This is a genomic window from Brucella pseudogrignonensis, from assembly GCF_002252525.1.
Taxonomy (GTDB): domain Bacteria; phylum Pseudomonadota; class Alphaproteobacteria; order Rhizobiales; family Rhizobiaceae; genus Brucella; species Brucella pseudogrignonensis.
Map to the genome: position 1 here is coordinate 97,398 of NZ_NNRM01000045.1, position 22,358 is coordinate 119,755.

The following is a 22,358-nucleotide window of genomic DNA, read 5'->3' on the forward strand; positions in this document are numbered from 1 at the left end:
ACCGAATTTCCTTGCGCAAGTCTTACAGGCTCCCTAATTTTCTTGGAAATTAGCCGAAACTATGATTCCGGTGAGACGATGCAGGAGCATTCGATGAAAAATATTTCGCCGCAGGACGCGCTCGTTTACATCATGGTGACGACTTCCGCCGCAGATACAACCATGACTGATGCAGAGCTGGCGTCGATCAGCAATGTGGTGTCGCGCCTTCCAGTTTTTCAGGGCTTTGATGCTGCGAGATTGCCAAAGCTGGCGAGTGATTGCCTCGAAATGCTTTCTTATGACGACGGTCTGGAGCGCATTCTCGATCTTGCGCATGATGCAATGCCGGAAAAGCTTTACGACACAGCCTATGCACTGGCGGTTGAAGTGGCGGCGGCTGACCTGCATGTCGAGCAGGAAGAGCTTGAGTTTCTTCAGATGCTTCGTGATCGCTGGGCACTGGATGAGCTGACCGTTGCAGCCATTGAGCGCAGTGCGCGTGTGCGTTTCCGCAAGCTTTGAATTAGAGATTGTGATTGAAAACGGGCGGGGTAAATCCCGCCCGCAGCATAAGTTAGTCTGGCTTAGCAGACGACAGGAACGCGCCGTGCTTTGCGCCATTCAAGTGCTGTCCGCATCATATGGGCAGCTTCGGCGAATGTGGCATTGTCTTTCCAGCGTTCCGTATGAATAAGATTTGACGGAACGATATCCCTCAATGCTTCAAGCGTATGGCGAGGGACTGTATCGGTGCAGCGCCACAAGCGACGGAAAACGACGCTGATACGCGTGATCTTACCATTGATTGCTACGACTGGTTCGGCCGTTTCAAGATTCCAGTCTTCATAAGCATCCACTGCGTCCTGAAATGCGTGATGCAAATAGATCGGTGCATGACCGTCATGAAGTGGGGGCAGCAAACTAGACATTTCTGTTTCCTCTCTTCCAATGGTGGTTCAGCTACAGGCACTTACGGAACTTTAGAGCGTCGTTCGCCCTCCTGGGCACATAAAGGTTGCTCTAATACTCTCACACAGGACTCCGCAAATGCGGTTCAAAAGAGCTGATCTCGGCTCTTCAACTGTGTGCCGTATCAATTTCTCCTCACGAAATACGACAACACATAATTAACCATGATCTATGCAAGGGAGGGTGTTTGGCAAGGAGAAAATTTCTTTAAACGAGCCGGAAGGGGAAAATCAGTTCGCTTCCCTTAAGACGGTCAACATTGCTTTTGACCGCTGTTTTGTGGGATTTTCGGGCTTATTTGAAAATGACATTCATTCGAAAAAGAGAAACAGTTTTCGATATTTATTGCCACTGTGACAGGATTTTCCCTGCAATTCGCTGAGGCCCGGTGTAGACAAATACAAAGGGAATTGAATTTCAGGGGCAGCAATATGGCTCGGTTTATTGCATCACGCAGGGCATTTCTGATTGGTTCGACATCGCTTGCGGCTTTGCCGCTGTTACCCCGTTGGGCGCGGGCCGAAGACACTCCGCAAAAAGGTGGGCGACTGGTCGTTGCCGCAGATTCCGAGCCACGCAATCTCAATCCGGCCATTGTCGCTTCCAACGGCGTTTTCTTCGTGGCGAGCAAGGTAATCGAGCCTTTGGCCGAAGCTTCCTTCGACGGTGAAAACGGTCTGGAGCCGCGCCTTGCAATCAGTTGGGAAGGTTCTGGTGACGGTCTGACCGCAACCTTCCGCCTGCGTGATGGCGTCAAATGGCATGACGGTAAGCCCTTCACATCCGCAGACGTTGCTTTTTCGGCGTTGCAGGTCTGGAAACCGCTGCAAAATCTCGGCCGCGTGGTGTTCAAGGCCTTGGAGAGAGTCGAAACGCCGGATGAGCATACGGCAGTTTTCCACTTCAGCGAACCAACACCGTTTCAGCTTATTCGCAATGCGCTGCCTGCGCTGACCGCAGTGCTGCCGAAGCATGTGTTTGAGGGCACGGATATTGCCGCCAATCCCGCCAATGAGAAGCTGATTGGCACTGGCCCATTCCAATATGCCGAGCACAAGACCGGTGAATATTATCGCCTTGCGAAAAATGAAGATTATTGGGGCGAGGGCGAGCCTTATCTCGATGAAATCATCTATCGTGTGCTGCCGGATCGTGCTGCCGCAGCAGGTGCGCTGGAAGCCGAGGAAATTGACCTTGCTGCGTTTTCCGCCGTGCCTCTGGCTGATCTCGACCGCATTTCAAAAGTGCCGGGGATCAGTGTCATTTCCAAAGGCTATGAAGCGCTGACATATCAGCTGGTCGTCGAAATCAATCATCGCCGCAAGGAACTCTCAGACCTTAAAGTTCGTCAGGCAATCGCTCACGCGATTGATCGCGATTTCGTCGTGAAGACGATTTTTCTGGGCTATGCCAAGCCTTCGACTGGGCCAGTTCCGCAATATGACAGCCAGTTTTATACCGGCGATGTTGCCGCTTATCCTTTCGATGTGGTGAAGGCCAATGCGCTGCTGGATGAGGCGGGTTATAAGCGCGGCAAGGACGGGACGCGCTTTGCACTGAAGCTGCTGCCAGCCCCATATTTCAACGAAACCAAGCAGTTTGGCGATTATCTGCGGCAGGCGTTGGCGGAAATCGGCATTGATGCGCGTATCGTCAACAATGATTCAGCAGCACATCAAAAGGCAGTCTATACCGATCACGATTTTGATCTCGCCATCGCACCGACCGTCTATCGCGGCGACCCCGCAATTTCGACGACTATTCTGGTGGAAAGCGGGATTGCAGCAGGTGTGCCGTTCTCCAATCAGGGTGGTTATGCCAATGCGGAATTGGACGCGGTGATTGCCAAGGCTGCACATGAAATTGACGAGGAAAAGCGCACCGCGCTTTATCAACAGTTCCAGCAACTGGTCGAAGCTGATCTGCCGCTCATCAATGTGGCGGAATGGGGCTTTATCACGGTTGCCAATGAGCGTGTTAAGAATGTCTCCAACAATCCGCGCTGGGCAGTTTCCAACTGGGCAGATGTGTTTATTGCACAGTGACGAAATATTGTGACGAAGCGTTGCTTTGATTGTACGCTCGCGGCGTGGCGCAGATTCTAACCCTTTTCAGGAAACGTCTGATCAGCAGCATGATTGTGCTGCTGATTGTTATTATTGGCTGTTTTTTGATGTTGGAAACAGCACCGGGCGATGCTGTTGATGCCTATGCGGTAAGCTTCGGCGGTGATGCGAATGCCATTGCTGAAATGCGCGCTCGCTGGGGGCTGGATCAATCCGTTTGGCACAGGTTGACTGCCTATCTTGCTGCACTTTTGCAGGGCAATCTTGGTTGGTCGGTCAGTTTCAATCGCCCCATTCTCGATGTCATTCTTGAGCGCCTTCCCAATACGCTTTTGCTGATGGGCGCTGCGACGGCGCTGTCTTTCGCGGTCGGTTCGGCTCTGGGGATTGTCGCAGGCGCAAGACCGGGAAGCTTTCGCGATCGTTTCCTGTCGGTTGCCTCGCTTGTACTCTATGCAATTCCCGGTTTCTGGCTGGCACTTGTGCTGGTCATCCTGTTTTCAATCCGGCTGCGCTGGCTGCCTTCAAGCGGCATTGAGACCATTGCTTCCGGCAAGGAAGGTCTGGCGCGTGGGCTTGATATAGCGCGTCATCTCCTGCTGCCGGTGGTCTCGCTGGCGCTGATTTATCTGGCCCTTTATCTGCGTGTGATGCGCGCTTCCATGGCTGACATCTGGCGTATGGATTTCGTCCGCGCACTGAAAGCGCGAGGCATATCACGCCCGCGCATTGTGCTGAGTCATGTGGCGCGTAACGCGCTCTCGCCGCTTGTCACCATGCTTGGGCTGCAAGCTGCTTCCATGCTGGGTGGCAGCGTGGTGATTGAAAGCGTCTTTGCAGTTCCCGGCCTTGGAAGGCTCGCACAGGAGGCGGTCGCCAGCCGCGATACGCCTTTGCTGCTGGGCGTCATTTTGACGAGTGCCATCATGGTGATTGCCGTCAATTTTGTCGTCGATCTTCTCTATCTCTGGCTTGATCCGCGCATATCTGCGGGAAAGGTCCGGCCATGAGTGGGATGAGACGTTACTTCGGATCTGGCGAGGGCGTTGCAGGCGCGATTATTCTGCTCGTGCTTATCGCAGCAGCGCTTTTTGCACCGCTGCTCTTTCCCGGCGATCCGCTGCGTATTGTTGCAACGCCGATGCTTGCGCCATTCGACAATGCATCCTTTCCACTCGGAACAGACAGGCTGGGTCGTGATGTGCTGGCCGAGCTTTTCCATGCGAGTCGTACATCGCTGGTCGTAGGGCTGGCCGCAGCGACTGCATCTATTTTGATTGGCAGCATTGTCGGTACACTCTCAGGTTTCGCGGGTGGTCTGGTCGATGAAGTGCTGATGCGCATCACGGAAGCTTTTCAGACTGTGCCGGGCTTTCTGCTGGCGCTGGCACTGGTCAGCATAGCCGGGCCCTCGCTGCCGATCTTGGTTGCGGCGATAGCGCTTTCAAGCTGGACGCAGGCTGCACGCCTTACGCGCGGGCAGGTGTTGTCGATCCGTGAGCGCGATTATGTAGCGTCAGCCCACGTTATCGGTATGCACCCGTTGGAAATTGCTTTCCGGCAAATCCTGCCCAATGCCTTGCCGCCCGTGCTGGCGCTTGTGCCGGTGATTGTCGCCTCTGCAATTCTGATTGAAGCAGCGTTGTCATTTCTGGGGCTTGGTGATCCCAATCGCGTGACATGGGGCGGCATGATTGCCGAAGGCCGCACGGTTTTACGCTCTGCGCCTTGGTTGTCCATTCTGCCCGGACTTGCGCTGGCTTTGACCGTTGTTGGTGTCTATCTCGCGGGTGAAGGCATCACGCAGGCTGCATCGCGGCGCGAGGTGCAGGCATGAGCGTGCTCGCCCATATTGAAAACCTCGGCGTGCGCTATGGCAGCGATACAGCGCTTAACAATCTTAATCTCGATATAGATACCGGTGAAACGCTTGCCATTATCGGTGAAAGCGGTTCCGGAAAAAGCACATTGGCGTTGGCCCTTGCGGGCCTGCTGCCAGCCAATGCTCGCGTTTCAGGCTCGATCCAATGGCCGAATGGAGAACCAAGGCCGGGCCGTGATGTGGGCTTTGTGTTTCAGGATCCGGCTTCAAGTTTCGATCCCTCGATGCGCGTTGGTGCGCAACTGGTTGAGACAATCCGTGCCCACGAAAACATTGATCGTCATGCGGCAAAAGATAAGGCGCTCAAGCTGTTAGCGCGCGTTCAGATAGCAGAGCCTAATTCAAGTTTTTCGCGCTATCCGCATCAGTTTTCCGGTGGGCAGAAACAGCGTATCGCTATAGCTCTTGCCATCGCAGCCAACCCCAAACTGCTGATTGCGGACGAGCCAACCAGTGCGCTCGATACCATTGTGCAACAAGAAATTGTAGCACTGCTGCGCGCCTTGGTTCAGGCTGACGGCATGACGCTGATCTTCATCACACATGATATTGCGCTGGCTTCCAATCTGGCGGATCGTATTGCCGTGTTCCGTCATGGCGAACTGGTGGAGAGCGGTCCGGCGCGTGCGATCATAGCAAACCCAAAGAGCGATTATACAAAAGCGCTGATTGCAGCCGTTCCCAAGCTGGAGCCGCAACATGGATAGGACTTTGTTGCAGGCGACTGACTTGACCGTGCGTTATGGCGAGAAGCTGGCGCTGGATCATGTAAATCTTGAGATTGCAGCAGGTGAAACGCTGGCGCTGGTCGGGCCTTCCGGCAGTGGTAAATCCACATTGGCGCGCGCACTTCTAAGGCTGCATTCGCTTGAATCCGGTTTTATCCAGTTTGAGAATGAGAATTGGCTTGCGCTCAAAGGCAGCAAACTAAGAAAGCGTCGCGCACGGATGCAGATGGTGTTTCAAGATCCGCTTTCGGCATTCAATCCACGCGCAACGGTGCATGATCTGCTCAGCGAACCGCTGCGCATTCATGGGATAAGACGCGATATTTCCGAGCTTTTGCAAAAGGTTGGCCTTGATCCCAAGTTGAGCAAACGCGGAGTGCATGAGATTTCCGGTGGCCAGCGTCAGCGGGTGGGAATTGCGCGGGCCTTTGCAACAACACCGACGCTCATCGTTCTGGATGAAGCGGTGTCGGCGCTCGATGTGACGGTGCGTGGCTCTATTCTGAAATTATTGAAGGAAATACAGAAGGCCGAACGCACGGCCTATCTCTTCATCACGCATGATCTGGCGGTTGCTGCACAAATGGCCGATCGGATTGCTGTGATGGAACGCGGGCGAATTGTCGAATGCCGCCCGGCGCGGGAGTTAATCGCGGCACCGCAAGCGCCTGTTACAAAGGCGCTTATCGATGCGGTGCCGAAAATATCGACTTAGGCTTTTCCAAGCTCAATCGAACGCTTGCGTGCCGCGTCAACAGCTTCGGCCACCAGATTCTTGAGGCGATCTTCACCCATTAAGACGTTCAGTGCTGCGGCAGTTGTGCCGTTGGGGCTTGTAACCTGCTCGCGCAGCTTGGTTGGGCTGTCGCTGCTTGCGGCAGCCAATGCACCTGCTCCCATGACGGTCTGCATGGCAAGAAGCGCTGCCGTTTCGCGCGGCAGGCCAGCGGTCACACCAGCATCGGTCAGCGCTTCAATGAAGTGGAAAACATAAGCAGGGCCGGAGCCGGAAACGGCAGTCACGGCATCCATTTGTGCTTCATCGTCGATGCTTGCGACCTTGCCAGATGTTTTGAGCAGGCTCTTTACGAAAGCAGCGTCGTCATCGCGGACATTGGCATTCTTATAGGTGACAAGCATTCCCTTGCCGATTGCGGCAGGCGTGTTTGGCATACAACGCATGATTTTTGCATCGCTGCCCAGGTGCTGTTCGAAGAATGAAACCGGAATGCCAGCAGCCACGCTGACAAAGGTAGCATTCGGTGCAAAGCGCTTATAGGCAGGCAATACATCGCCCATGACTTGCGGCTTGACGGCAACCAGCACCATGCGCGGATTGAGATCATCGGAGAGGGAGTCGGCGCTTGAGCAGGCATTTACACCTGCAAGCGCTGCGCGGCTCTGAAGGGCTTCGGAAGGTTCAACCACATGCACATTCTCGGATTGTAAAATGCCGCTGTCGAGCCAGCCTTTGAGCATGGCAAAGCCCATATTACCGCAACCGACGAGAATGACTGTATCTTGCATGAGAAAGTTCCACCTTCATGAATCGAGTGTTTAAGCACTGTCGTTTGTTGGGTCCGATATAGCCCTCCATAAACACAAACCGCAAGGCGCGAAGGCAAAAACTCTGGAGAAGAGACAGGCTTTAATGTTTCAAACTTGCAATCAATTCTTTGTTGAACAGATGCTGTTTTATGGATAGGTCTCTTTCTGGAAAATAGTTACGACCTAATAAAATCTGTTGTAAATCATTGCTTTAAAAGGTGAGCAAATGCTTGGAAAAGCTTTCCATATCGTGCGTGTGGCTACAATTGCAGCCGGTGTTATGACCGCAGGTGCAGCCGTCGCCGAAACGCCAAACGGTCCGGAATGGGCCGTTAAGGAAATCAGCAAGCTGTCCGATGCTGATCTTGTTATTTCGTCACCCGCAGGCAAAGCACTTATGGATAAGCTGGCTCCTGATCACGACAAAGCTTGTGGCAAGCCAGATGAAAATCGCCCGGACTTTGACGAGTATTGCTCATGGGTCTTCAACAATGAAGAGGCCGATTTTGATGTCCTTTTCGGCATTAAAGATGGCAAGATCGTCAGCGTCGTAGCGTCAACTGTGCCTGAAAATAACGATGTATGGGTATGCGGACCGACCAAAAAAGATATTCCTGAGAGCGACTTGCAGACATGCAATGTGCGTTCAGCTGATGAAAAGAGCCGTGCGCATTGGTCGGAAAGCTGGGAAAGCTTCCTGAACTCGATCAACTAATGCTTAGTAACTAAGCGCAGGCTTTTGTTATTCATAATAAGTGGCGCTGACGTAAGTTGGCGCCACTTTCTTTTTATAATTTTATTGTGATTTATTGATTGCTTACTCTTTATGTTCCAAGATGCGGTGCACATTGCATTGAGGGGAACAATGGATCCGGCATTAACGACTGGCGTGCCACCTGCGGAAGCTTTCACGCATGTTCGCATCATCATCGGCATTATTCTTGGTCTTTGCGTATCCCGCCTTCTGACGGGTTTCGCGCGTTTCATCCAGCATCCAGGCAAGCAGAAAATCTACCCGGTTCATCTGGGCTGGGTGGCTTTCATTCTGCTTTCCGTCATCCATTTCTGGTGGTTCGAGTTTAGCCTGCGCACCATTCCGCTATGGACGTTCGAGAAATATTTCTTCGTCATTTTCTATGCCGGGCTTTATTTCCTGCTCTGCACGCTGCTCTTTCCCGACAGCATGGAAGAATATACCGGCTATCGCGATTATTTCCTCTCGCGGCGAAAATGGTTCTTCGGCATTCTCGCGCTGGTTTACGTCGCTGATGTCATCGATACGCTAATCAAAGGCATGGAGCACTATAACCTTTACGGGATCGAATACCCAATTCGTGTCGGTGCGCTGATCGCGGGCAGTCTCATAGCGATGTTCACCGATAACCGGCGCTATCATGCGATCTTTGTCAGCGTCGCGCTCCTCTATGAAATAGCCTTCACGCTCCGGCATTTTGCGACTTTATCCTGAAACTTGCCTTTTCTGAGATTGTCATCTCAGTCGATGACGCTTATTGGCATGTTTTCAGGATCAAGGCGCTGTATCCCAAGGCATCGCCTGTTTAAAACGGAGCATTCGATATGGCCCAATTGATCGATGGCAAGAAGCTCGCCGAGGATGTGGTTTCCACGGTGAAGCGTGAGACCGAAAAGCTCGTTAGTGCGACCGGCGTTGTGCCGGGCATCGCAGTGGTGATTGTCGGTGAAGATCCGGCAAGCCAGGTTTATGTCGCCTCTAAGGGCAAGAAAGCCAAGGAATGCGGCTTTGTTTCCGTTCAGCACGATTTGACTGAGAATGCTTCTGAGCAGGAGCTTCTCGATCTCATCGACAGCCTGAATAACGATCCTGCCATCCACGGTATTCTGGTGCAGCTGCCGCTGCCAAAGCACATCGATTCAGGTCGCGTGATCCAGACAATCTCGCCAGAAAAAGACGTTGACGGCTTCCATTTCATCAATGTGGGCAAGCTTGGCACCGGCGAAGTCGACACGGCTTTTGTTCCATGTACGCCAGCTGGCGCAATGATTATGATCGAGCGCATTCATGGCCGTGATCTGTCGGGCCTTAATGCCGTTGTGATTGGTCGTTCCAATATCGTTGGCAAGCCGATGTTCAACCTTCTGCTCGCAGCCAATGCAACAGTAACCGTAGCACATAGCCGTACTAAGGACCTGCCAGCGATTGCCCGCACCGCCGACATTCTGGTTGCGGCTGTAGGTCGTCCGCAGATGGTCAAAGGCGACTGGGTCAAGCCGGGAGCAACAGTGATCGATGTTGGTATCAATCGCATCCCTGCACCTGAAAAGGGCGAAGGCAAGACACGTCTAGTTGGCGATGTCGATTTTGCGGATGCGGAAAAGGTGGCAGGTGCCATTACGCCGGTTCCGGGTGGCGTTGGTCCGATGACCATCGCTATGCTGATGGCCAACACTTTGACGGCTGCTTGCCGCAGTGTTGACTTCGAAAAGCCAGTATTTTGACACAATTGAGAGGCGTTTTTTGCGCCTTTTTGTGAGTTTTCGTCAGTTTAAGAGGCAAAGCGGCATAAAAACCGCTTTGCCTTATTTTTAACACGTCAGATTTCAGAAGACCGAAGCGCCTTCGTCAGCTCGCCCGGCGATGTTGCGGAAAGCGCGGAAAAGTTCGCGTCCCATGCCATGTTCATTGGCTGAAAGATCGGGGCACTGTTCGATACGTTCATCAAGGAGCGCATCACTGATGAGAACGTCCAGAGTACCGTTCACGGCATCAAGACGAACAATATCGCCGGTGCGGATTTTCCCAATTGCGCCACCATCGAGTGCTTCCGGCGTCACATGGATGGCAGACGGCACCTTGCCGGACGCGCCGGAAAGACGACCATCGGTAACAAGCGCCACGCGCTGTCCGCGATCCTGCAAAATACCGAGCACCGTCATCAGTTTGTGCAGTTCGGGCATACCATTGGCTTTCGGCCCCTGATAACGCACAACTGCGATAAAGTCGCCGGTCAGGTCTCCAGCCTTGAAGGCCGCCTGCAATTCGGCCTGATCGTTGAAGACTTTCGCTGTCGCTTCAATGACATGGCGCTCCGGCTTGACGGCTGAAACCTTGATGATCGCATTGCCAATATTGCCGGTTAGAACCTTGATGCCACCGCTTGGCTGGAAGGGCGAGCCGATCTTTGCCAGCACCTTGTCGTCGCCACTCTTTTCAGGAACGGGCTCGCGAACAACCGTGCCATTTTGCCCGAGCTTTGGCTCAATCGCATAAGGGCGCAGGCCTTCACCCCAAACGGTGCGAACATCTTCATGCAAAATGCCGCCATCGAGCAATTCGCGGATCAAAAAGCCCATACCGCCCGCAGCATGAAAATGGTTCACATCGGCAAGACCGTTTGGATAAACGCGCGCCAGCAAAGGCACCACGTCTGAAATCTCCGAAATGTCCTGCCACGTCAGTTTGATACCGGCGGCGGCTGCCATCGCAATCAGATGGATCGTGTGATTGGTCGAGCCGCCAGTGGCGTTTAACCCAATGATACCATTGACGAAAGACCGCTCGTCGAGCATCTCGCCTACAGGCGTATATTCATTGCCACAAGCCGTAATCGCCAGCGCGCGCTTGGCAGCTTCGCGGGTCAGTGCGTCGCGCAATGGCGTGCCGGGATTGACGAAGGATGAGCCGGGCAAATGCAGCCCCATGATCTCCATCAGCATCTGATTGGAATTGGCCGTGCCATAGAAAGTGCAGGTGCCGGGGCCATGATAGGATTTTGACTCGGATTCGAGCAATTCCGCGCGACCAACCTTGCCTTCTGCATAAAGCTGACGGGTCTTTGCTTTCTCGTCATTCGGCAGACCGCTTGTCATCGGCCCGGCCGGAATGAAGACCGCTGGCAAATGTCCAAAGGTGAGGGCGCCGACGATCAGCCCCGGTACGATCTTGTCGCAAACGCCGAGATAGACCGCAGCGTCGAACATATCATGCGACAGGCCGACGGCTGCTGCCATGGCAATGACTTCGCGGGAGAACAGCGAAAGCTCCATCCCGGCAAAGCCTTGCGTAACGCCATCGCACATTGCAGGCACGCCGCCCGCAACCTGCGCCACGCCGCCTGCTTCGCGCGCGGCTGTGCGGATCAGCTCCGGATAGGTTTCAAACGGCTGATGGGCCGAAAGCATATCATTGTAAGCGGTAATAATGCCGAGGTTTGGTACGACATCGGCGGTCAGAGCCGCCTTGTCATTCGGGCCGCAGGCGGCAAAACCGTGGGCGAGATTGGCGCATCCAAGGATCGAGCGATGCGGCTTGCGAAAAGCCGCCTCGCGAACGCGCCCAATATAGGCTTCGCGGGTCGGTTTCGAGCGCTCAATGATACGCTCGGTAATGGCTTTGATGCGGGTATGCGCAGTCTGCGTCGTCATGGGTATCACCTGCTGAAATATTGCCAGGCTTGCCTGTGGCTAATTATAAAACCCACAGTCCCAAACGCAAACTGCTGCGTTCGATGGGACTGTTAGCTCGTCCAGTAGAGTTGTATCGGCTTGCGCGCGTGACGGAACACGGCGCGAACCGGCATTTCATTTTCGTCGTCGTTGGCAAGTGCTTTCTCAAGCGTTGCCTGCTTGGCAGCGCCTTCGATATGCAGAACAAGCATGTCCGCTTCCACCAACAGCGGCAAAGTCAGTGTCAGACGCTTTTCGCCTGCGCCTTCCGCATGAATTGGCAGAACGACGGCTTTGGTCTTGGGATCGATTGCCTGATCAAGCCTGTCAGCATTCGGGAAGAACGAAGCTGTGTGGCCATCATTGCCCATACCAAGCACAACAACATCAAACGGGCGACGCAATGCATCGATGCGATTTGCTGCTGCAAGTGCTGCGGTTTCTGCGGTCGCTGCCGGATTATAGAGGCCCACAAACTTCGCAACGCCTGCATGATCGCGCAACAGGTGGTCGCGCACCAGCTTTTCGTTGGAACGCTCGCTGGTTGGTGCAACAAAACGCTCATCGACGAGCGTGATTGTAACAAGCGTCCAGTCGATCATCTTGCGGGACAGGATGTCGAACAGCTTGAGCGGCGTTGTGCCGCCGGAAACAGCGATTGTCGCTTGCCCCCGCTCAGCGATAGCGGCAGCCAGCTTGTCCGCAATCGCTTCAGAAAGCGACTGTGCCAATTCCGTTCCGCTGGTAAAATCGTGCCGTTCGATGCTCATGCCATACCTTTCAAGTCAGGACAGAGCGAGCACCCCCTACCAGGTATTCGCGCTCGCTCTTTCTTTTTGGCACAAAGACTGATCCGGAAATGTCTGTCAACGTCTCCGGGTCTTTGCTTTATCAGCTTTCGTGCCAGGTCCGTCCGTCACGCTCGATAAGAGCGATTGAAGACGACGGACCCCATGTGCCTGACGTGTAGCCCTGAACCTGCTGGTTGTTCACATCCCAACCCTTGAGAATAGGGTCAACCCAGCGCCATGCAGCTTCAACTTCGTCGCGTCGCATGAACAGGGTCTGGTTGCCACGAACAACGTCCATGATCAGGCGTTCATATGCATCCGGGTTACGTTCATTGAACGACTCGGCGAAGCTCATGTCGAGCGGAACGTGACGAAGACGCATTCCGCCCGGACCTGGATCCTTAATCATCAGCCACTGCTTCACACCTTCATCAGGCTGCAGACGGATGACGAGCTGGTTGGCGACGACCTTGCCAGCATTTTCGCCGAAGATCGAATGCGGGATCGGCTTGAAGGTGACGACGATTTCCGAAACGCGCGATGCAAGACGCTTGCCCGTACGCATGTAGAAAGGAACGCCAGCCCAACGCCAGTTGTCGATTTCAGCCTTCAGCGCAACAAAGGTTTCGGTGTTGCTGTCGTCGCTGCCGAGATCTTCGAGATAGCCCTTAACAGGGCCGCCTGCGGATGCACCAGCGCGGTACTGACCGCGAACCGTAACGTCTTCGACATTGGCCGTGGTGATTGGCTTCAGCGAACGCAGCACCTTGACCTTTTCGTCATGCACGGCATCTGCTTCGAGCGACGAAGGCGGCTCCATGGCGACGAGGCAGAGAAGCTGCAGAATATGGTTCTGCACCATATCGCGAAGCGCGCCTGCGGTGTTGTAATAGCCTGCACGGCCTTCAAGGCCGACGGCTTCGGCAACCGTGATCTGCACATGATCGATATGTGCGGAATTCCACAGTGGCTCATAAAGAGCATTGGCAAAGCGCAGAGCCATAAGGTTCTGAACAGTTTCCTTGCCCAGATAATGGTCGATACGGAAAATCTGGTCTTCGCGGAAAACGCTGCCGATGGTGTCGTTCAGCGCATTGGCGGATTCAAGATCGCGGCCAATCGGCTTTTCTACGATAATGCGCGTGTCGCGGGTGATAAGGCCATGCGACTTGAGGCGGCTTGCAATATCGCCAAACAGCGTCGGGCTTACGGCCAGATAGAATGCGCGAATCTTTTCAGGCTTCTTGCCAATGGCATCTTTCAGAGCGGCCCAGCCGTCTTCCGACTTCGCATCGACTGCAACATAGGTAAGGCGAGCAATGAAAGTCTCGACTTCCTTGGCGTCGATTTCAGAAGCTTTGACATGCTCGTTGATCGCATCGCGGGCAAACTTGCGATATTCCTCATCGGTCATGGCGCTGCGCGAAGCACCGATGATGCGCGTCGGCTCACTGAGCTGACCTGCACGCTGGCGCTGATAAAGCGCAGGAATCAGTTTGCGCTCGGCAAGATCGCCGGAACCGCCGAAAACGATACAATCGAAGGGCTCTACCGGTATTATCTGGCTGGTCATATATTGCTCTCTTCCACTTCTGACGCAAATCACTGTGCTATAGCATCTGCCCAAAAATCGGAATCGATTTTTGGAAAGCACGATGCGTAGACTGAATAATTTAGAGCGTCCTTTGTACGCCCAAGAGGGCGTACGGCGCTCTAATTGCAGATTGCGATTTTCGTGCAGCCTTTGTCTATAATCTAATCGATTTAAATTCAACCGTCCAATATAACATTCTCGCGAATGTTGCCAATTACAGCTGTCTTTGCATTCCGGTTAACCGCATATGCATAGATGACATGTTCAACATAGAGCCATATTCAGGCATGAACACAGCTGTGCTGAACAAAGTTTTTAATGGTTTGACGGGCGGATCATATCTCTCATCCGCAAAAGGAGAATGACATGAAGAGGCTGCAGGATAAGGTTGCGATCATCACAGGTGCGGGATCGGGTTTCGGTTCTGCCATAGCGCGCCGATTTGCAGCCGAAGGTGCAAAAGTCGTGCTGGCTGATGTCAATGTGAAGCGCCTTGAAGACGAGCTAGCCGATATTGGCGAGAATGCATTGTCTGTGCAGGCTGATGTTTCGCGCAAGGATGATATGGAGCGGCTGGCGCGTGCGGCATTCGACAAGTTCGGTCGTATCGACATCATGGTCAACAATGCCGGTTTTACGCATCGTAACATGCCTTTGACGGAGGTAGATGAGCATAATTTCGATCTCATCAATGCGGTCAACATGAAGGCGATTTATTATTCGACATTGCTTGTCGCGCCGATCATGGAACACCAGGGCAGCGGCGTCATCATCAATACCGCATCGGCGATGGCCAATCGTCCACGCAAGGGCCTCACATGGTTTGCTGCTTCCAAAGGCTGGGTTGTCAGCGCCACCAAGGCGATGGCGCTTGAACTTGCTGAGAAGAATATCCGCGTCAACTGCATCTGCCCCGCCGAAAGCGAGGGTGAGGCTCTCGGGTTGTTCCTGGCGGAAGACACACCGAAGGCGCGTGAAGGTCTGAAAGCCACCATTCCGCTTGGCCGTTTCTCCAAACCGGAAGATGTGGCGGAAGCCGCACTCTTCCTGGCATCGGATGCATCATCGATGGTGACTGGAACCGCGCTTAGCGTCGATGGCGGGTATTCGATCTAGAGCATTTCCGGTTTTTATTAATCGTTGGAAATGCTCTATTTATTCGTACTTCCGCGCATCTTGTTCCGAAAACCGCTTCGCACTTTTCGGGACGCGCTCTAATAACCCGCTTCGCTCAGGAAGTCATTGAATATGGCTTCCAGTTTTTCATGGCGTGCCGCCGCCATCTGGCTTCCGGTTTCAGTTTTGAAGCCGGAAGCAAGTTTGAAAAGCTTGGTGCGGAAGTGATCCAGCGCATAGTTTTTATCATCCAGCGGGCGATTTTCGGCCATCGGATCGTTGCTGTCATAAAGTGCGCTGCCCATGCGCCCTGCAATATAAAAGCAGCGCGCGGCACCAATCACACCAATCGCATCCAGCCGGTCCGCATCCTGCAATATCTTTGCCTCAAGCGTGCGCGTCTCTATATTGGCCGAAAAGCTGTGTGCCTCGATCACATGGGCGGTGGCAGCAATACGTTCTTCATTCCATCCAAGCTCACGCAGGAGATTGGACGCTTTTTCAGCGGCCAGTCCTGATGCGCGATGGCGATCTGGCGAATTCTTTTCGACGCTGACACAATCATGGAGCAGGGCGGCGGCGAAGAGTATTTCCGCATCGCCGCCTTCCGACTTTTGAATTGCAGCAGCATTTTTCCATACGCGCGCAATGTGGGACAGATCATGCGAGCCGTCGGCTTTTGCCTCCAGGGCGTGCGGCAGAAGCTGTTCTGCCAGTGCATCGAAGGGCGCGAATGGTTGGAATGTCATGTCAGGCTTTCAAAAAGGACTCAATTGATGGGTGTACCTATTCCCGCCATACGTCAGTTCTGTGAAGCCCTGCGTAAAACCATCCAGTTATAAAGCGCGCCCATCGCCATCAAGAGACAGGTGCCGATAAACACCCACGGCATACCCATGCGTCCGCCGACAAAGCCACCGGCGACCGGACCCGCAACCTGTCCGACATATTGCGCCGAAACAGAGAGGCCAAGCACGCTGCCTGCAACACGGTCAGGGACATTGTGCCGGATGACGCTGCTGATGCAGGGTAAAAGGCCGCCGAGCGCCAAGCCCATCAGGAAGCGTAAACCGATCAGCTGCCAGGCTTCGGTTACGAAAGCCTGCGGAATCAGCAGGATTGCGGCAATCGCCAAAGCGCCAGTGATAACGCGGGTATGGCCGATACGATCTGCCAGACGGCCAAGACGCGAGGCCGACAGGATGCTGCCGAGCGCTGCCGCAGCCATCACGACACCGGAAATCAGAGTGACCTTGGTCTGGTCATCCATCAGCTGCATCACATAGACGGTGATGATCGGTTCGATCGACATATTGGCGAACATCAACAACATACCGGTCGCAAGCATGGCAATGACGGGTCTGCGGTCGGGAACTGCTGCCCATATCGATTGCTTCTTTTGTTCCTTGTTTCGCTTGGGCGGTTTACGATCTTCGCGGATCAGAAATGTTGTTGCAAGGAAGGTCAGGAAGATCACGCTGCCAGCCAGCCAGAAGGTTGCGCGGATGCCTATCAGCGGTGGAAGCGCGCCACCCAGCAGAGGGCCAGCTAGATTGCCTGCCATGATGCCGGCAGAAAGTGCGCCGAGCGCCCAGCCGGTCTTATCCTTTGGTGTCTGGGTTGCGACGAGGATCATGGAGCCGGACGAATAGCCGCCTGCAATGCCGACGAACAGGCGGAGTGCGACGAGCTGCCAGATATCTGTGACCATGCCCATCAGCGACATGGCAATAGCCATGCCAAGGCTCGCCCGGATCAGCATCAGCTTGCGGCCATAAAGATCGCCGAGCTTGCCCCAGAATGGAGCTACAATTGCGGCTGCGAGAAAGGTCGCGCCATAGGCAATGCCTGACCACTGCACGATAGCGGCATGATCGGCGACGCCCAGTTGTTCGACATAAAGCGGTAGGAACGGCAGAAGCAGCGACATGGCAACAAGCGTGGTGAACGAACCGATCAGGCAGATGAGAAGGTTCTGCTTCCAGTAGCGCTCGTGAATTTCGTCTGCGACGGTCGTGTTTTTCGCATCCGCGTTGATTGTGGCCTTGCCGCCGCTTGTGGCGTGCTGGGTGCTCATGCTGTGTTCCGTGTTTTTATGCGTGATTGCATTGTATGCCATTTTGGGATACCAAAACGGAATACACACATGCGCCTGTCCTGACGGCTTGTCAATCAGTCGCGCGCCAGAATTATTGAGGGTCCAATGTCACAGATGCGTCAAGTCGAAGAACAGCTACGCGATATGATCCTCGGGCTTGAACTGGGGCCGGGTGAGCGGCTGACTGAACGCTGGATCGAAGCGCAGTTTAATGCTTCGCGCACGCCGATCCGCGCAGCGCTTTTGCGTCTTGAGGCGGAAGGGCTTGTGGGGCGGGAAGGGCGCGGTTGGACTGTTTCACCGATCAATCTTGCGGAGATTGAACAGATCGGCGTTTATCGTGAAGCGCTGGAGATAGCCGCCCTCAATGTCACTTGCGCGCTGGAAGATCGCAGTGGCGTGGAGGCGATTGCCGAAATGCTCAACAGTTGCGATGCCACAAGCACACGCGAGGAGTGGCATCGTGTGGGTATGGATTTTCACATCGAACTCGCGCGACTTTCAGGCAATGAATTTCTGAGCCGTGGTGTTCGCGATGCCATGCAGCGGCTGTCACGGGCGCGCTGGCTTGAAGTGCGCGACGCGGACGCGCTTGCGCGTGCGTGGCAGCAGCATCGCGCAATTCTTGATGCCGTGCGGGAAGGAGATGCGTCGCAAGCGACAGCTCTGATGACATCGCATCTTGGAGGAAGCCGGTCGCGCCTGATCGATAATCTGCGCGAGGACCGGCGAGGTTTGAAAGCGCGCGGCTTTGCGGTGGTTAGCGGCTAAAAGCATTTCCAGAAAAAGTGCGAAGAGGTTTTGCTGGAAATGCGTAAAAACAGATAACTTTCACCATTCAGGCAGCTTGTGTCCGTCACGGTCAAAGCGGGAAGGTCGTCCTTCCTTAATGCCCACATCACGCAGCAGATATTCCGGCGAATTTTCGCTGATGACGTAATGGCTCGGCTTCCGCTTAAACAAGCGTGCAATCCACGCACGCAGGCCGGAAGACGCTATTTTTTCAGGGCAAACAACGGCAATCGCTGATGAGTTGATTTCAACGTCACGCATGGTCGATCTCGATTTTTCTAAGTTTAGGGCCGAGTGGGAAGTTCGGCTGTCGATTAAATTCTGCCTATGCTTATGACGGAAAAACGCGTTGTTTTCCAATCGAACGTCGATTATGATGCATAAGGAGAACTTATGTATTATGACGTCGCCCTTACCGCCGCTCTCAGCCATTCGTGTTTTTGAATCTGCTTCCCGTCATGCGAGCTTTACGCGGGCTGCGGAAGAGCTTGGAATGACTCAGGCTGCCGTCAGCTATCAGATAAAATTGCTGGAAGAGCGTGTCGGCGCACCGCTGTTTCTGCGAAAGCCGCGCCAGGTGGAATTGACCGAACTGGGCAAGCGTCTCGCTCCTGCCATCAATGATGCTTTTGAAACCATGCGGGCCGCCTTTGCATCGGCACGCGAAGATACACAGGGCGTTTTGACGATCAGCGCTGTGGTGACTTTTGCGGCAAACTGGCTCGTGCAGCGGTTGGGATCGTTTCAGATGCGGCACCCCGCGCTGGCCGTGCGGCTGGATACATCGAACGATATGGTCGATTTCGCAACCTCAAATGTCGATATGGCCATACGCAGCGGGCGAGGTGAATGGCCCGGTATGATCTCGCATGAGCTGATTAAAGCGCAGTTTTCACCAATGCTTAGTCCGAAGCTTATTGAATCTGTCGGCGGTATTAAAGAACCTGCTGATCTGTTGCGTCTTCGCGCCGTTGACCCCACCGATCCATGGTGGAACATCTGGTACAAGGCTGCTGGAATTGAAAATCCGGACATCAAGGGCAACGCATTCAGCCGGTATGGCGCGCAGCATTTGGAAGGTCGTGCCGCTGCAGCCGGGCAGGGCGTGGGTATCCTGACGCCCGCGTTTCATGCGGCTGAACTGGCATCAGGGCAATTGATCCAACCCTTTGATCTTCTATGTGATGATGGACAGGCCTATTGGTTGGTCTATCCCAAAGCGCGAAAGAACATGCCCAAAGTCCGGGCTTTTCGTGAGTGGATTTTGGGTGAACTAAGTTAAGTCTTGCAGACGAATACCAAGGTCCTCGATTTCCGTATCTGCGAAAACCTCAATGCCATGGCTGCGAAGAAGAGTGGCGGTGACACCCGCACCAGAATGCTTCTGGCCGATGAATTTGCCATCATAGATCGTACGACTGCCGCAAGACGGGCTACCATCGATTAACAGAGCAAAGCGGCAATCATTTGCTTGTGCCACGGCTAGCGCGGCCTGAGCACCGGCGACAAATTGTGCGGTTACATCGCCGCCGGTTTCTTCAATGACACGGCCTTTTCCGGAAAGAACGGATTCACCATCGCCTCCCGCAGCGATTTCTGCAGGGAGGCGCGGCACGCTGAATCCCGCCATCAATTCGGGGCAAACTGTCACGAGTCGTCCCTCGGCACGCCACTTATCGACAAGTGGATGTGCAAGCGGCTTTGCCGATCCGTTGTAACGGACCGGATGACCCGCAAGGCAGGCGCTGATCAGTATTTTGCCGCTCATGGTGTGAACCTTTGATTATGGATGCGGATTGGGGAAACCGTGCCGCTCGGCAAGAACTGCGAGAATAGCGTCCTTGTCCGAAACGAAAGCATTGCCTTCATTCTCGCCGGCCTGATGGACCGAGCGATCACCTTTCGTCAATATGAACAAAGGTAATGACTGGTTTTCTTCCCCTACAAGCGCGATGACTTCATGCCTTGGGCGCGGCCAGGCGACCCGCTTGATGTCGAGGTCTTTCCCGAGTTCGGGAAAGGAAGCCAGAACCCCTTCCATCAAGGCACAATGCTCGCAATAGAATTTTTGTCCGGGATAGGCCGGGTCTTCAAACCTCGGCTGCAAAAGGTAAAGTGTATCGCGATTCATGATTTCAACTTCCATCATTGCTTTGGAACAGGACGCCATACAGCAGAGTTCCTTAAACGTGAATCAGTTTAAGACAAAATTATGCCGTAAATATAAAGTGTTAGATCGACCGTTATGCGTCCAAAAGGGCGCATAACGGTCGATCTAGTCATGCTTGAGAGACTCGGCTGAGTTCTTCATTCAGATTAGCAGCCAGTTCAAAAAAGCGCTGACGAATTTGCGGCGCAAAGTCATTTGCACGTTCGATGGCATGGAAAACCTCCGGCGCATCATGGCGCACCATGCCGACGGCCTGCATAATGAGATCGAAGCTCTTCGTCGTCATACGCGTTGGCAATGGCTCCATCTGCACCAGCACTTTAGCGATCAGATGCGTGAGCCCCTGAACCATGGCCGCATCGCGATCATGGTCTTCGGGCGTTGTCATAATCACATCAAGCGCCAGTTGCTTGCGCAAGAATGCGCCGATGCGAAGCGCTTGCGTGCCGCGAACCGGACAAATGGCAATCTTCAGACCAGCGATCCCGTTGCGTGCGCTTTGCGGACCAAACAACGGATGCGTGGCGACAATATCGACATGATCCGGCAGGCCTTTGAGCATGATATTGGTGGGACCAACCTTCACCGATCCGACATCCATAACCAGCGCGCCGGGCCGCAGATGCGGCGCGATAGCTCTGACAACGCCTTCAAGGGTTGATACTGGTGTTGCCAGAATAACGATGTCGCAACCGGCTGCATCTTCGATTGTCGCAAGTGTTACGGAGAGAGCGCCTGCAACATTATCCAGTCTTGCGACAGGATCATAAGCATACAGCCGGTAATATGGGCTGAGGTAACGGGCGATAAGCTGCCCGAATGCACCAAAGCCGATAATGCCGATTGTTTTATGCTGATGATTTTCGTCGAAAGACATAGACTGACCTCTGAATGGCTGGATCGCCAGAGGCACCGTCTTCAAACTAAACCGCTGGCAATGCAGCGGTTGAACTATGACAAAGCAAAACCACCGCTATATGAGCGGGGCGTAATAAGACCGGGTGTTGATGAGCGCTTTAATCATGGTGCCTTGCTATTCCTGCCGGGACGCATTGTCAATCACTTGAATGCGCCCCGGCGTTCAATCGTTCAAAGGTTGCTCACGCCGCCGTCGACCTGAATTTCCGAACCGACAACGAAGGTCGATTCATCAGAGGCAAGAAACACCGCAGCTTTCGCAAGCTCAACGGGCTTGCCCATCCGTCCAATTGGCACGAGCTTGCGTATATCCGCACGCAAGGCTTCTTCTTCATCGGCAGCAAGTCCCAGCTTGCCAAAAGCCGGCGTTTCAGTCGGGCCGGGGCTCAGACCATTTACACGAATGCCGCGATCGACAAGCTCGCCGGAAAGTGTCCGTGCGAGCGAAAGAATCCCCGCCTTGCTGGCAGCATAGACACTGCTTTGCGGTAAGCCGATATGTGCGCTGGCCGATCCGCACAGGATGACGGATGAGGGATTGGCAAGAAGTGGTAGCAACGCTTTGATGAGAAAGAATGGCCCTTTGAGATTGATCGCCATCAGGCGGTCATAGGCCTCTTCGGAAAAGTCCTGCAGCGGGCTATGAGTGACGTCGCCCGCATTTATATAAAGGGCATCAAGGCGCGGCCATTGTTCTGCAAGCGTCTTTGCAAGCTGCTCCTGTGCCGCAACATCTCCTGAATCACTTCGGATTTTGAGAACACTGTCAGGCAGCTCGCGAGCAGCCGAGTCCAGACCTTCCGCCTTGCGGCCTGTAATGGCCACGGTCGCCCCTTCAAGGGCGAACTGTCTGGCTGTTTCAAGCCCGATACCGCTCGTACCGCCTGTAATAAGCGTATATTTTCCTTCGAGACGACCCATAATTCACCTTTCTGCAGCCGAAGCATTTTCGCTTCCGGGAGAAAGGACATTGTGTCCATTAGTATCCAATGTATAGTAGGCACCAATTTGGTACTAAAGGAATAATTTTCCAATCTGGAGATCACGTCCATGGGTGACATATCGAGTGAGGTGTCCACCGACAGTCGGTGCCCCATGGTTGATTTCGTCAATCTGATTGCTGGAAAATGGGCGATACCGATCCTGTATCGGCTGATCGTTACGGATGGTCCCATCCGTTTTGGTGAATTGCAGCGTGCTGTCGCGCCGATCACCCAGAAAGAACTGACGCGGCAGCGGTGGGTTCTAGTTTGAAGTGCGACTTGCAAATGATAACAAT

25 protein-coding genes are annotated in these 22,358 nt (G+C 54.0%); 13 read left to right on the plus strand and 12 right to left on the minus strand.

Features of this window, described 5'->3' with window-relative positions; genetic code table 11:
• Window positions 1–93: 93 nt before the first annotated feature.
• A complete protein-coding gene (locus tag CEV34_RS21550) occupies window positions 94–504 on the plus strand; it encodes a tellurite resistance TerB family protein (protein ID WP_007879733.1) in 411 nt (136 codons plus the stop codon).
• A 62-nt stretch (window positions 505–566) separates the two neighbouring features.
• On the opposite strand, the gene CEV34_RS21555 is transcribed toward CEV34_RS21550, so the two are convergent.
• Window positions 567–911 (minus strand): BRA0787 family protein, encoded by a 345-nt coding sequence (locus tag CEV34_RS21555; RefSeq protein WP_007879732.1) that lies wholly within the window; start codon window positions 909–911, stop codon window positions 567–569.
• 471 nt (window positions 912–1,382) lie between these two features.
• Between CEV34_RS21555 and CEV34_RS21560 the strand changes: the two genes are divergently transcribed.
• Genes CEV34_RS21560 through CEV34_RS21580 form a run of 5 tightly spaced genes read left to right on the plus strand, consistent with a single transcriptional unit; the run spans window position 1,383 to window position 6,342 of the window.
• Window positions 1,383–2,996: an ABC transporter substrate-binding protein gene (locus tag CEV34_RS21560; protein WP_007879730.1), complete on the plus strand. Its 1,614-nt coding sequence runs from the start codon at window positions 1,383–1,385 to the stop codon at window positions 2,994–2,996.
• 44 nt (window positions 2,997–3,040) lie between these two features.
• Window positions 3,041–4,027 carry an ABC transporter permease gene (locus CEV34_RS21565; protein ID WP_374891547.1) on the plus strand — a complete coding sequence of 329 codons (987 nt, stop codon included), beginning with the start codon at window positions 3,041–3,043 and terminating at the stop codon, window positions 4,025–4,027.
• A complete protein-coding gene (locus CEV34_RS21570) occupies window positions 4,024–4,854 on the plus strand; it encodes an ABC transporter permease (protein ID WP_007879726.1) in 831 nt (276 codons plus the stop codon). The genes CEV34_RS21565 and CEV34_RS21570 overlap by 4 nt, the downstream gene beginning before the upstream one ends.
• A complete protein-coding gene (locus CEV34_RS21575) occupies window positions 4,851–5,606 on the plus strand; it encodes an ABC transporter ATP-binding protein (protein ID WP_007879724.1) in 756 nt (251 codons plus the stop codon). The genes CEV34_RS21570 and CEV34_RS21575 overlap by 4 nt, the downstream gene beginning before the upstream one ends.
• Window positions 5,599–6,342, plus strand: a complete 744-nt coding sequence (locus CEV34_RS21580) for an ABC transporter ATP-binding protein (RefSeq protein ID WP_007879722.1) — start codon at window positions 5,599–5,601, stop codon at window positions 6,340–6,342. The genes CEV34_RS21575 and CEV34_RS21580 overlap by 8 nt, the downstream gene beginning before the upstream one ends.
• On the opposite strand, the gene proC is transcribed toward CEV34_RS21580, so the two are convergent.
• Window positions 6,339–7,154 carry a pyrroline-5-carboxylate reductase gene (proC, locus tag CEV34_RS21585; RefSeq protein ID WP_007879719.1) on the minus strand — a complete coding sequence of 272 codons (816 nt, stop codon included), beginning with the start codon at window positions 7,152–7,154 and terminating at the stop codon, window positions 6,339–6,341. The genes CEV34_RS21580 and proC overlap by 4 nt on opposite strands.
• A 247-nt stretch (window positions 7,155–7,401) precedes the next feature.
• Here proC and CEV34_RS21590 point away from each other — a divergent pair, with 247 nt between their 5' ends.
• The 3 genes from CEV34_RS21590 to folD all read left to right on the plus strand — a co-directional run bounded on the left by CEV34_RS21590 (window position 7,402) and on the right by folD (window position 9,653).
• Window positions 7,402–7,890, plus strand: a complete 489-nt coding sequence (locus CEV34_RS21590) for a hypothetical protein (RefSeq protein WP_007879717.1) — start codon at window positions 7,402–7,404, stop codon at window positions 7,888–7,890.
• Between the two features lie 150 nt (window positions 7,891–8,040).
• Window positions 8,041–8,643 (plus strand): hypothetical protein, encoded by a 603-nt coding sequence (locus CEV34_RS21595; protein ID WP_007879710.1) that lies wholly within the window; start codon window positions 8,041–8,043, stop codon window positions 8,641–8,643.
• 110 nt (window positions 8,644–8,753) lie between these two features.
• Window positions 8,754–9,653 (plus strand): bifunctional methylenetetrahydrofolate dehydrogenase/methenyltetrahydrofolate cyclohydrolase FolD, encoded by a 900-nt coding sequence (gene folD, locus CEV34_RS21600; protein WP_007879708.1) that lies wholly within the window; start codon window positions 8,754–8,756, stop codon window positions 9,651–9,653.
• 102 nt (window positions 9,654–9,755) lie between these two features.
• Here the strand turns inward: folD and edd are convergent, their stop codons facing one another.
• From edd to zwf, 3 genes are all read right to left on the minus strand, one after another.
• Window positions 9,756–11,579: a phosphogluconate dehydratase gene (gene edd / locus CEV34_RS21605; protein ID WP_007879707.1), complete on the minus strand. Its 1,824-nt coding sequence runs from the start codon at window positions 11,577–11,579 to the stop codon at window positions 9,756–9,758.
• 92 nt (window positions 11,580–11,671) lie between these two features.
• Window positions 11,672–12,370, minus strand: a complete 699-nt coding sequence (pgl, locus tag CEV34_RS21610) for a 6-phosphogluconolactonase (RefSeq protein WP_007879706.1) — start codon at window positions 12,368–12,370, stop codon at window positions 11,672–11,674.
• A gap of 121 nt (window positions 12,371–12,491) precedes the next feature.
• The gene (gene zwf / locus CEV34_RS21615) at window positions 12,492–13,964 is read right to left on the minus strand and encodes a glucose-6-phosphate dehydrogenase (protein WP_007879705.1); all 1,473 of its coding nucleotides are present in this window, start codon (window positions 13,962–13,964) and stop codon (window positions 12,492–12,494) included.
• Window positions 13,965–14,351: 387 nt separating this feature from the next.
• On the opposite strand from zwf, the gene CEV34_RS21620 reads away from it, so the two are divergent.
• Entirely contained in the window at window positions 14,352–15,101 is a 750-nt protein-coding gene (locus CEV34_RS21620) for an SDR family oxidoreductase (RefSeq protein ID WP_007879704.1), read from the plus strand.
• 98 nt (window positions 15,102–15,199) lie between these two features.
• On the opposite strand, the gene CEV34_RS21625 is transcribed toward CEV34_RS21620, so the two are convergent.
• Complete coding sequence (locus CEV34_RS21625) at window positions 15,200–15,850, minus strand: HD domain-containing protein (RefSeq protein WP_007879703.1); 651 nt, start codon at window positions 15,848–15,850, stop codon at window positions 15,200–15,202.
• Between the two features lie 53 nt (window positions 15,851–15,903).
• Window positions 15,904–17,178: a multidrug efflux MFS transporter gene (locus CEV34_RS21630; protein ID WP_007879702.1), complete on the minus strand. Its 1,275-nt coding sequence runs from the start codon at window positions 17,176–17,178 to the stop codon at window positions 15,904–15,906.
• Between the two features lie 126 nt (window positions 17,179–17,304).
• Between CEV34_RS21630 and CEV34_RS21635 the strand changes: the two genes are divergently transcribed.
• Complete coding sequence (locus CEV34_RS21635) at window positions 17,305–17,970, plus strand: GntR family transcriptional regulator (RefSeq protein ID WP_007879700.1); 666 nt, start codon at window positions 17,305–17,307, stop codon at window positions 17,968–17,970.
• A 60-nt stretch (window positions 17,971–18,030) separates the two neighbouring features.
• On the opposite strand, the gene CEV34_RS21640 is transcribed toward CEV34_RS21635, so the two are convergent.
• The gene (locus CEV34_RS21640; protein WP_007879699.1) at window positions 18,031–18,252 is read right to left on the minus strand and encodes a hypothetical protein; all 222 of its coding nucleotides are present in this window, start codon (window positions 18,250–18,252) and stop codon (window positions 18,031–18,033) included.
• A gap of 139 nt (window positions 18,253–18,391) precedes the next feature.
• Here CEV34_RS21640 and CEV34_RS21645 point away from each other — a divergent pair, with 139 nt between their 5' ends.
• A complete protein-coding gene (locus CEV34_RS21645) occupies window positions 18,392–19,273 on the plus strand; it encodes a LysR substrate-binding domain-containing protein (protein WP_007879698.1) in 882 nt (293 codons plus the stop codon).
• On the opposite strand, the gene CEV34_RS21650 is transcribed toward CEV34_RS21645, so the two are convergent.
• The 4 genes from CEV34_RS21650 to CEV34_RS21665 form a co-directional block, all read right to left on the minus strand.
• Window positions 19,265–19,759, minus strand: coding sequence for a 2-thiouracil desulfurase family protein (locus CEV34_RS21650; RefSeq protein WP_007879697.1), 495 nt, complete (start codon window positions 19,757–19,759; stop codon window positions 19,265–19,267). The genes CEV34_RS21645 and CEV34_RS21650 overlap by 9 nt on opposite strands.
• Window positions 19,760–19,774: 15 nt before the next feature.
• Window positions 19,775–20,122 carry a DUF3088 domain-containing protein gene (locus CEV34_RS21655; RefSeq protein WP_094544478.1) on the minus strand — a complete coding sequence of 116 codons (348 nt, stop codon included), beginning with the start codon at window positions 20,120–20,122 and terminating at the stop codon, window positions 19,775–19,777.
• A 148-nt stretch (window positions 20,123–20,270) separates the two neighbouring features.
• Window positions 20,271–21,038, minus strand: coding sequence for a prephenate dehydrogenase/arogenate dehydrogenase family protein (locus CEV34_RS21660; RefSeq protein ID WP_007879695.1), 768 nt, complete (start codon window positions 21,036–21,038; stop codon window positions 20,271–20,273).
• Between the two features lie 212 nt (window positions 21,039–21,250).
• A complete protein-coding gene (locus CEV34_RS21665; protein WP_007879693.1) occupies window positions 21,251–22,000 on the minus strand; it encodes an SDR family oxidoreductase in 750 nt (249 codons plus the stop codon).
• A 129-nt stretch (window positions 22,001–22,129) separates the two neighbouring features.
• Here CEV34_RS21665 and CEV34_RS21670 point away from each other — a divergent pair, with 129 nt between their 5' ends.
• The gene (locus CEV34_RS21670; RefSeq protein WP_094544476.1) at window positions 22,130–22,333 is read left to right on the plus strand and encodes a winged helix-turn-helix transcriptional regulator; all 204 of its coding nucleotides are present in this window, start codon (window positions 22,130–22,132) and stop codon (window positions 22,331–22,333) included.
• Window positions 22,334–22,358 lie beyond the last annotated feature (25 nt).

Coding starts and splice junctions, on each gene's coding strand:
- CEV34_RS21550 (WP_007879733.1), top strand. CDS start 94: ATGAAAAATATTTCGCCGCAGGACGCGCTCGTTTACATCATGGTGACG.
- CEV34_RS21555 (WP_007879732.1), bottom strand. CDS start 911: ATGTCTAGTTTGCTGCCCCCACTTCATGACGGTCATGCACCGATCTAT.
- CEV34_RS21560 (WP_007879730.1), top strand. CDS start 1,383: ATGGCTCGGTTTATTGCATCACGCAGGGCATTTCTGATTGGTTCGACA.
- CEV34_RS21570 (WP_007879726.1), top strand. CDS start 4,024: ATGAGTGGGATGAGACGTTACTTCGGATCTGGCGAGGGCGTTGCAGGC.
- CEV34_RS21575 (WP_007879724.1), top strand. CDS start 4,851: ATGAGCGTGCTCGCCCATATTGAAAACCTCGGCGTGCGCTATGGCAGC.
- CEV34_RS21580 (WP_007879722.1), top strand. CDS start 5,599: ATGGATAGGACTTTGTTGCAGGCGACTGACTTGACCGTGCGTTATGGC.
- proC (WP_007879719.1), bottom strand. CDS start 7,154: ATGCAAGATACAGTCATTCTCGTCGGTTGCGGTAATATGGGCTTTGCC.
- CEV34_RS21590 (WP_007879717.1), top strand. CDS start 7,402: ATGCTTGGAAAAGCTTTCCATATCGTGCGTGTGGCTACAATTGCAGCC.
- CEV34_RS21595 (WP_007879710.1), top strand. CDS start 8,041: ATGGATCCGGCATTAACGACTGGCGTGCCACCTGCGGAAGCTTTCACG.
- folD (WP_007879708.1), top strand. CDS start 8,754: ATGGCCCAATTGATCGATGGCAAGAAGCTCGCCGAGGATGTGGTTTCC.
- edd (WP_007879707.1), bottom strand. CDS start 11,579: ATGACGACGCAGACTGCGCATACCCGCATCAAAGCCATTACCGAGCGT.
- pgl (WP_007879706.1), bottom strand. CDS start 12,370: ATGAGCATCGAACGGCACGATTTTACCAGCGGAACGGAATTGGCACAG.
- zwf (WP_007879705.1), bottom strand. CDS start 13,964: ATGACCAGCCAGATAATACCGGTAGAGCCCTTCGATTGTATCGTTTTC.
- CEV34_RS21620 (WP_007879704.1), top strand. CDS start 14,352: ATGAAGAGGCTGCAGGATAAGGTTGCGATCATCACAGGTGCGGGATCG.
- CEV34_RS21625 (WP_007879703.1), bottom strand. CDS start 15,850: ATGACATTCCAACCATTCGCGCCCTTCGATGCACTGGCAGAACAGCTT.
- CEV34_RS21630 (WP_007879702.1), bottom strand. CDS start 17,178: ATGAGCACCCAGCACGCCACAAGCGGCGGCAAGGCCACAATCAACGCG.
- CEV34_RS21635 (WP_007879700.1), top strand. CDS start 17,305: ATGTCACAGATGCGTCAAGTCGAAGAACAGCTACGCGATATGATCCTC.
- CEV34_RS21640 (WP_007879699.1), bottom strand. CDS start 18,252: ATGCGTGACGTTGAAATCAACTCATCAGCGATTGCCGTTGTTTGCCCT.
- CEV34_RS21645 (WP_007879698.1), top strand. CDS start 18,392: ATGACGTCGCCCTTACCGCCGCTCTCAGCCATTCGTGTTTTTGAATCT.
- CEV34_RS21650 (WP_007879697.1), bottom strand. CDS start 19,759: ATGAGCGGCAAAATACTGATCAGCGCCTGCCTTGCGGGTCATCCGGTC.
- CEV34_RS21655 (WP_094544478.1), bottom strand. CDS start 20,122: ATGAATCGCGATACACTTTACCTTTTGCAGCCGAGGTTTGAAGACCCG.
- CEV34_RS21660 (WP_007879695.1), bottom strand. CDS start 21,038: ATGTCTTTCGACGAAAATCATCAGCATAAAACAATCGGCATTATCGGC.
- CEV34_RS21665 (WP_007879693.1), bottom strand. CDS start 22,000: ATGGGTCGTCTCGAAGGAAAATATACGCTTATTACAGGCGGTACGAGC.
- CEV34_RS21670 (WP_094544476.1), top strand. CDS start 22,130: ATGGGTGACATATCGAGTGAGGTGTCCACCGACAGTCGGTGCCCCATG.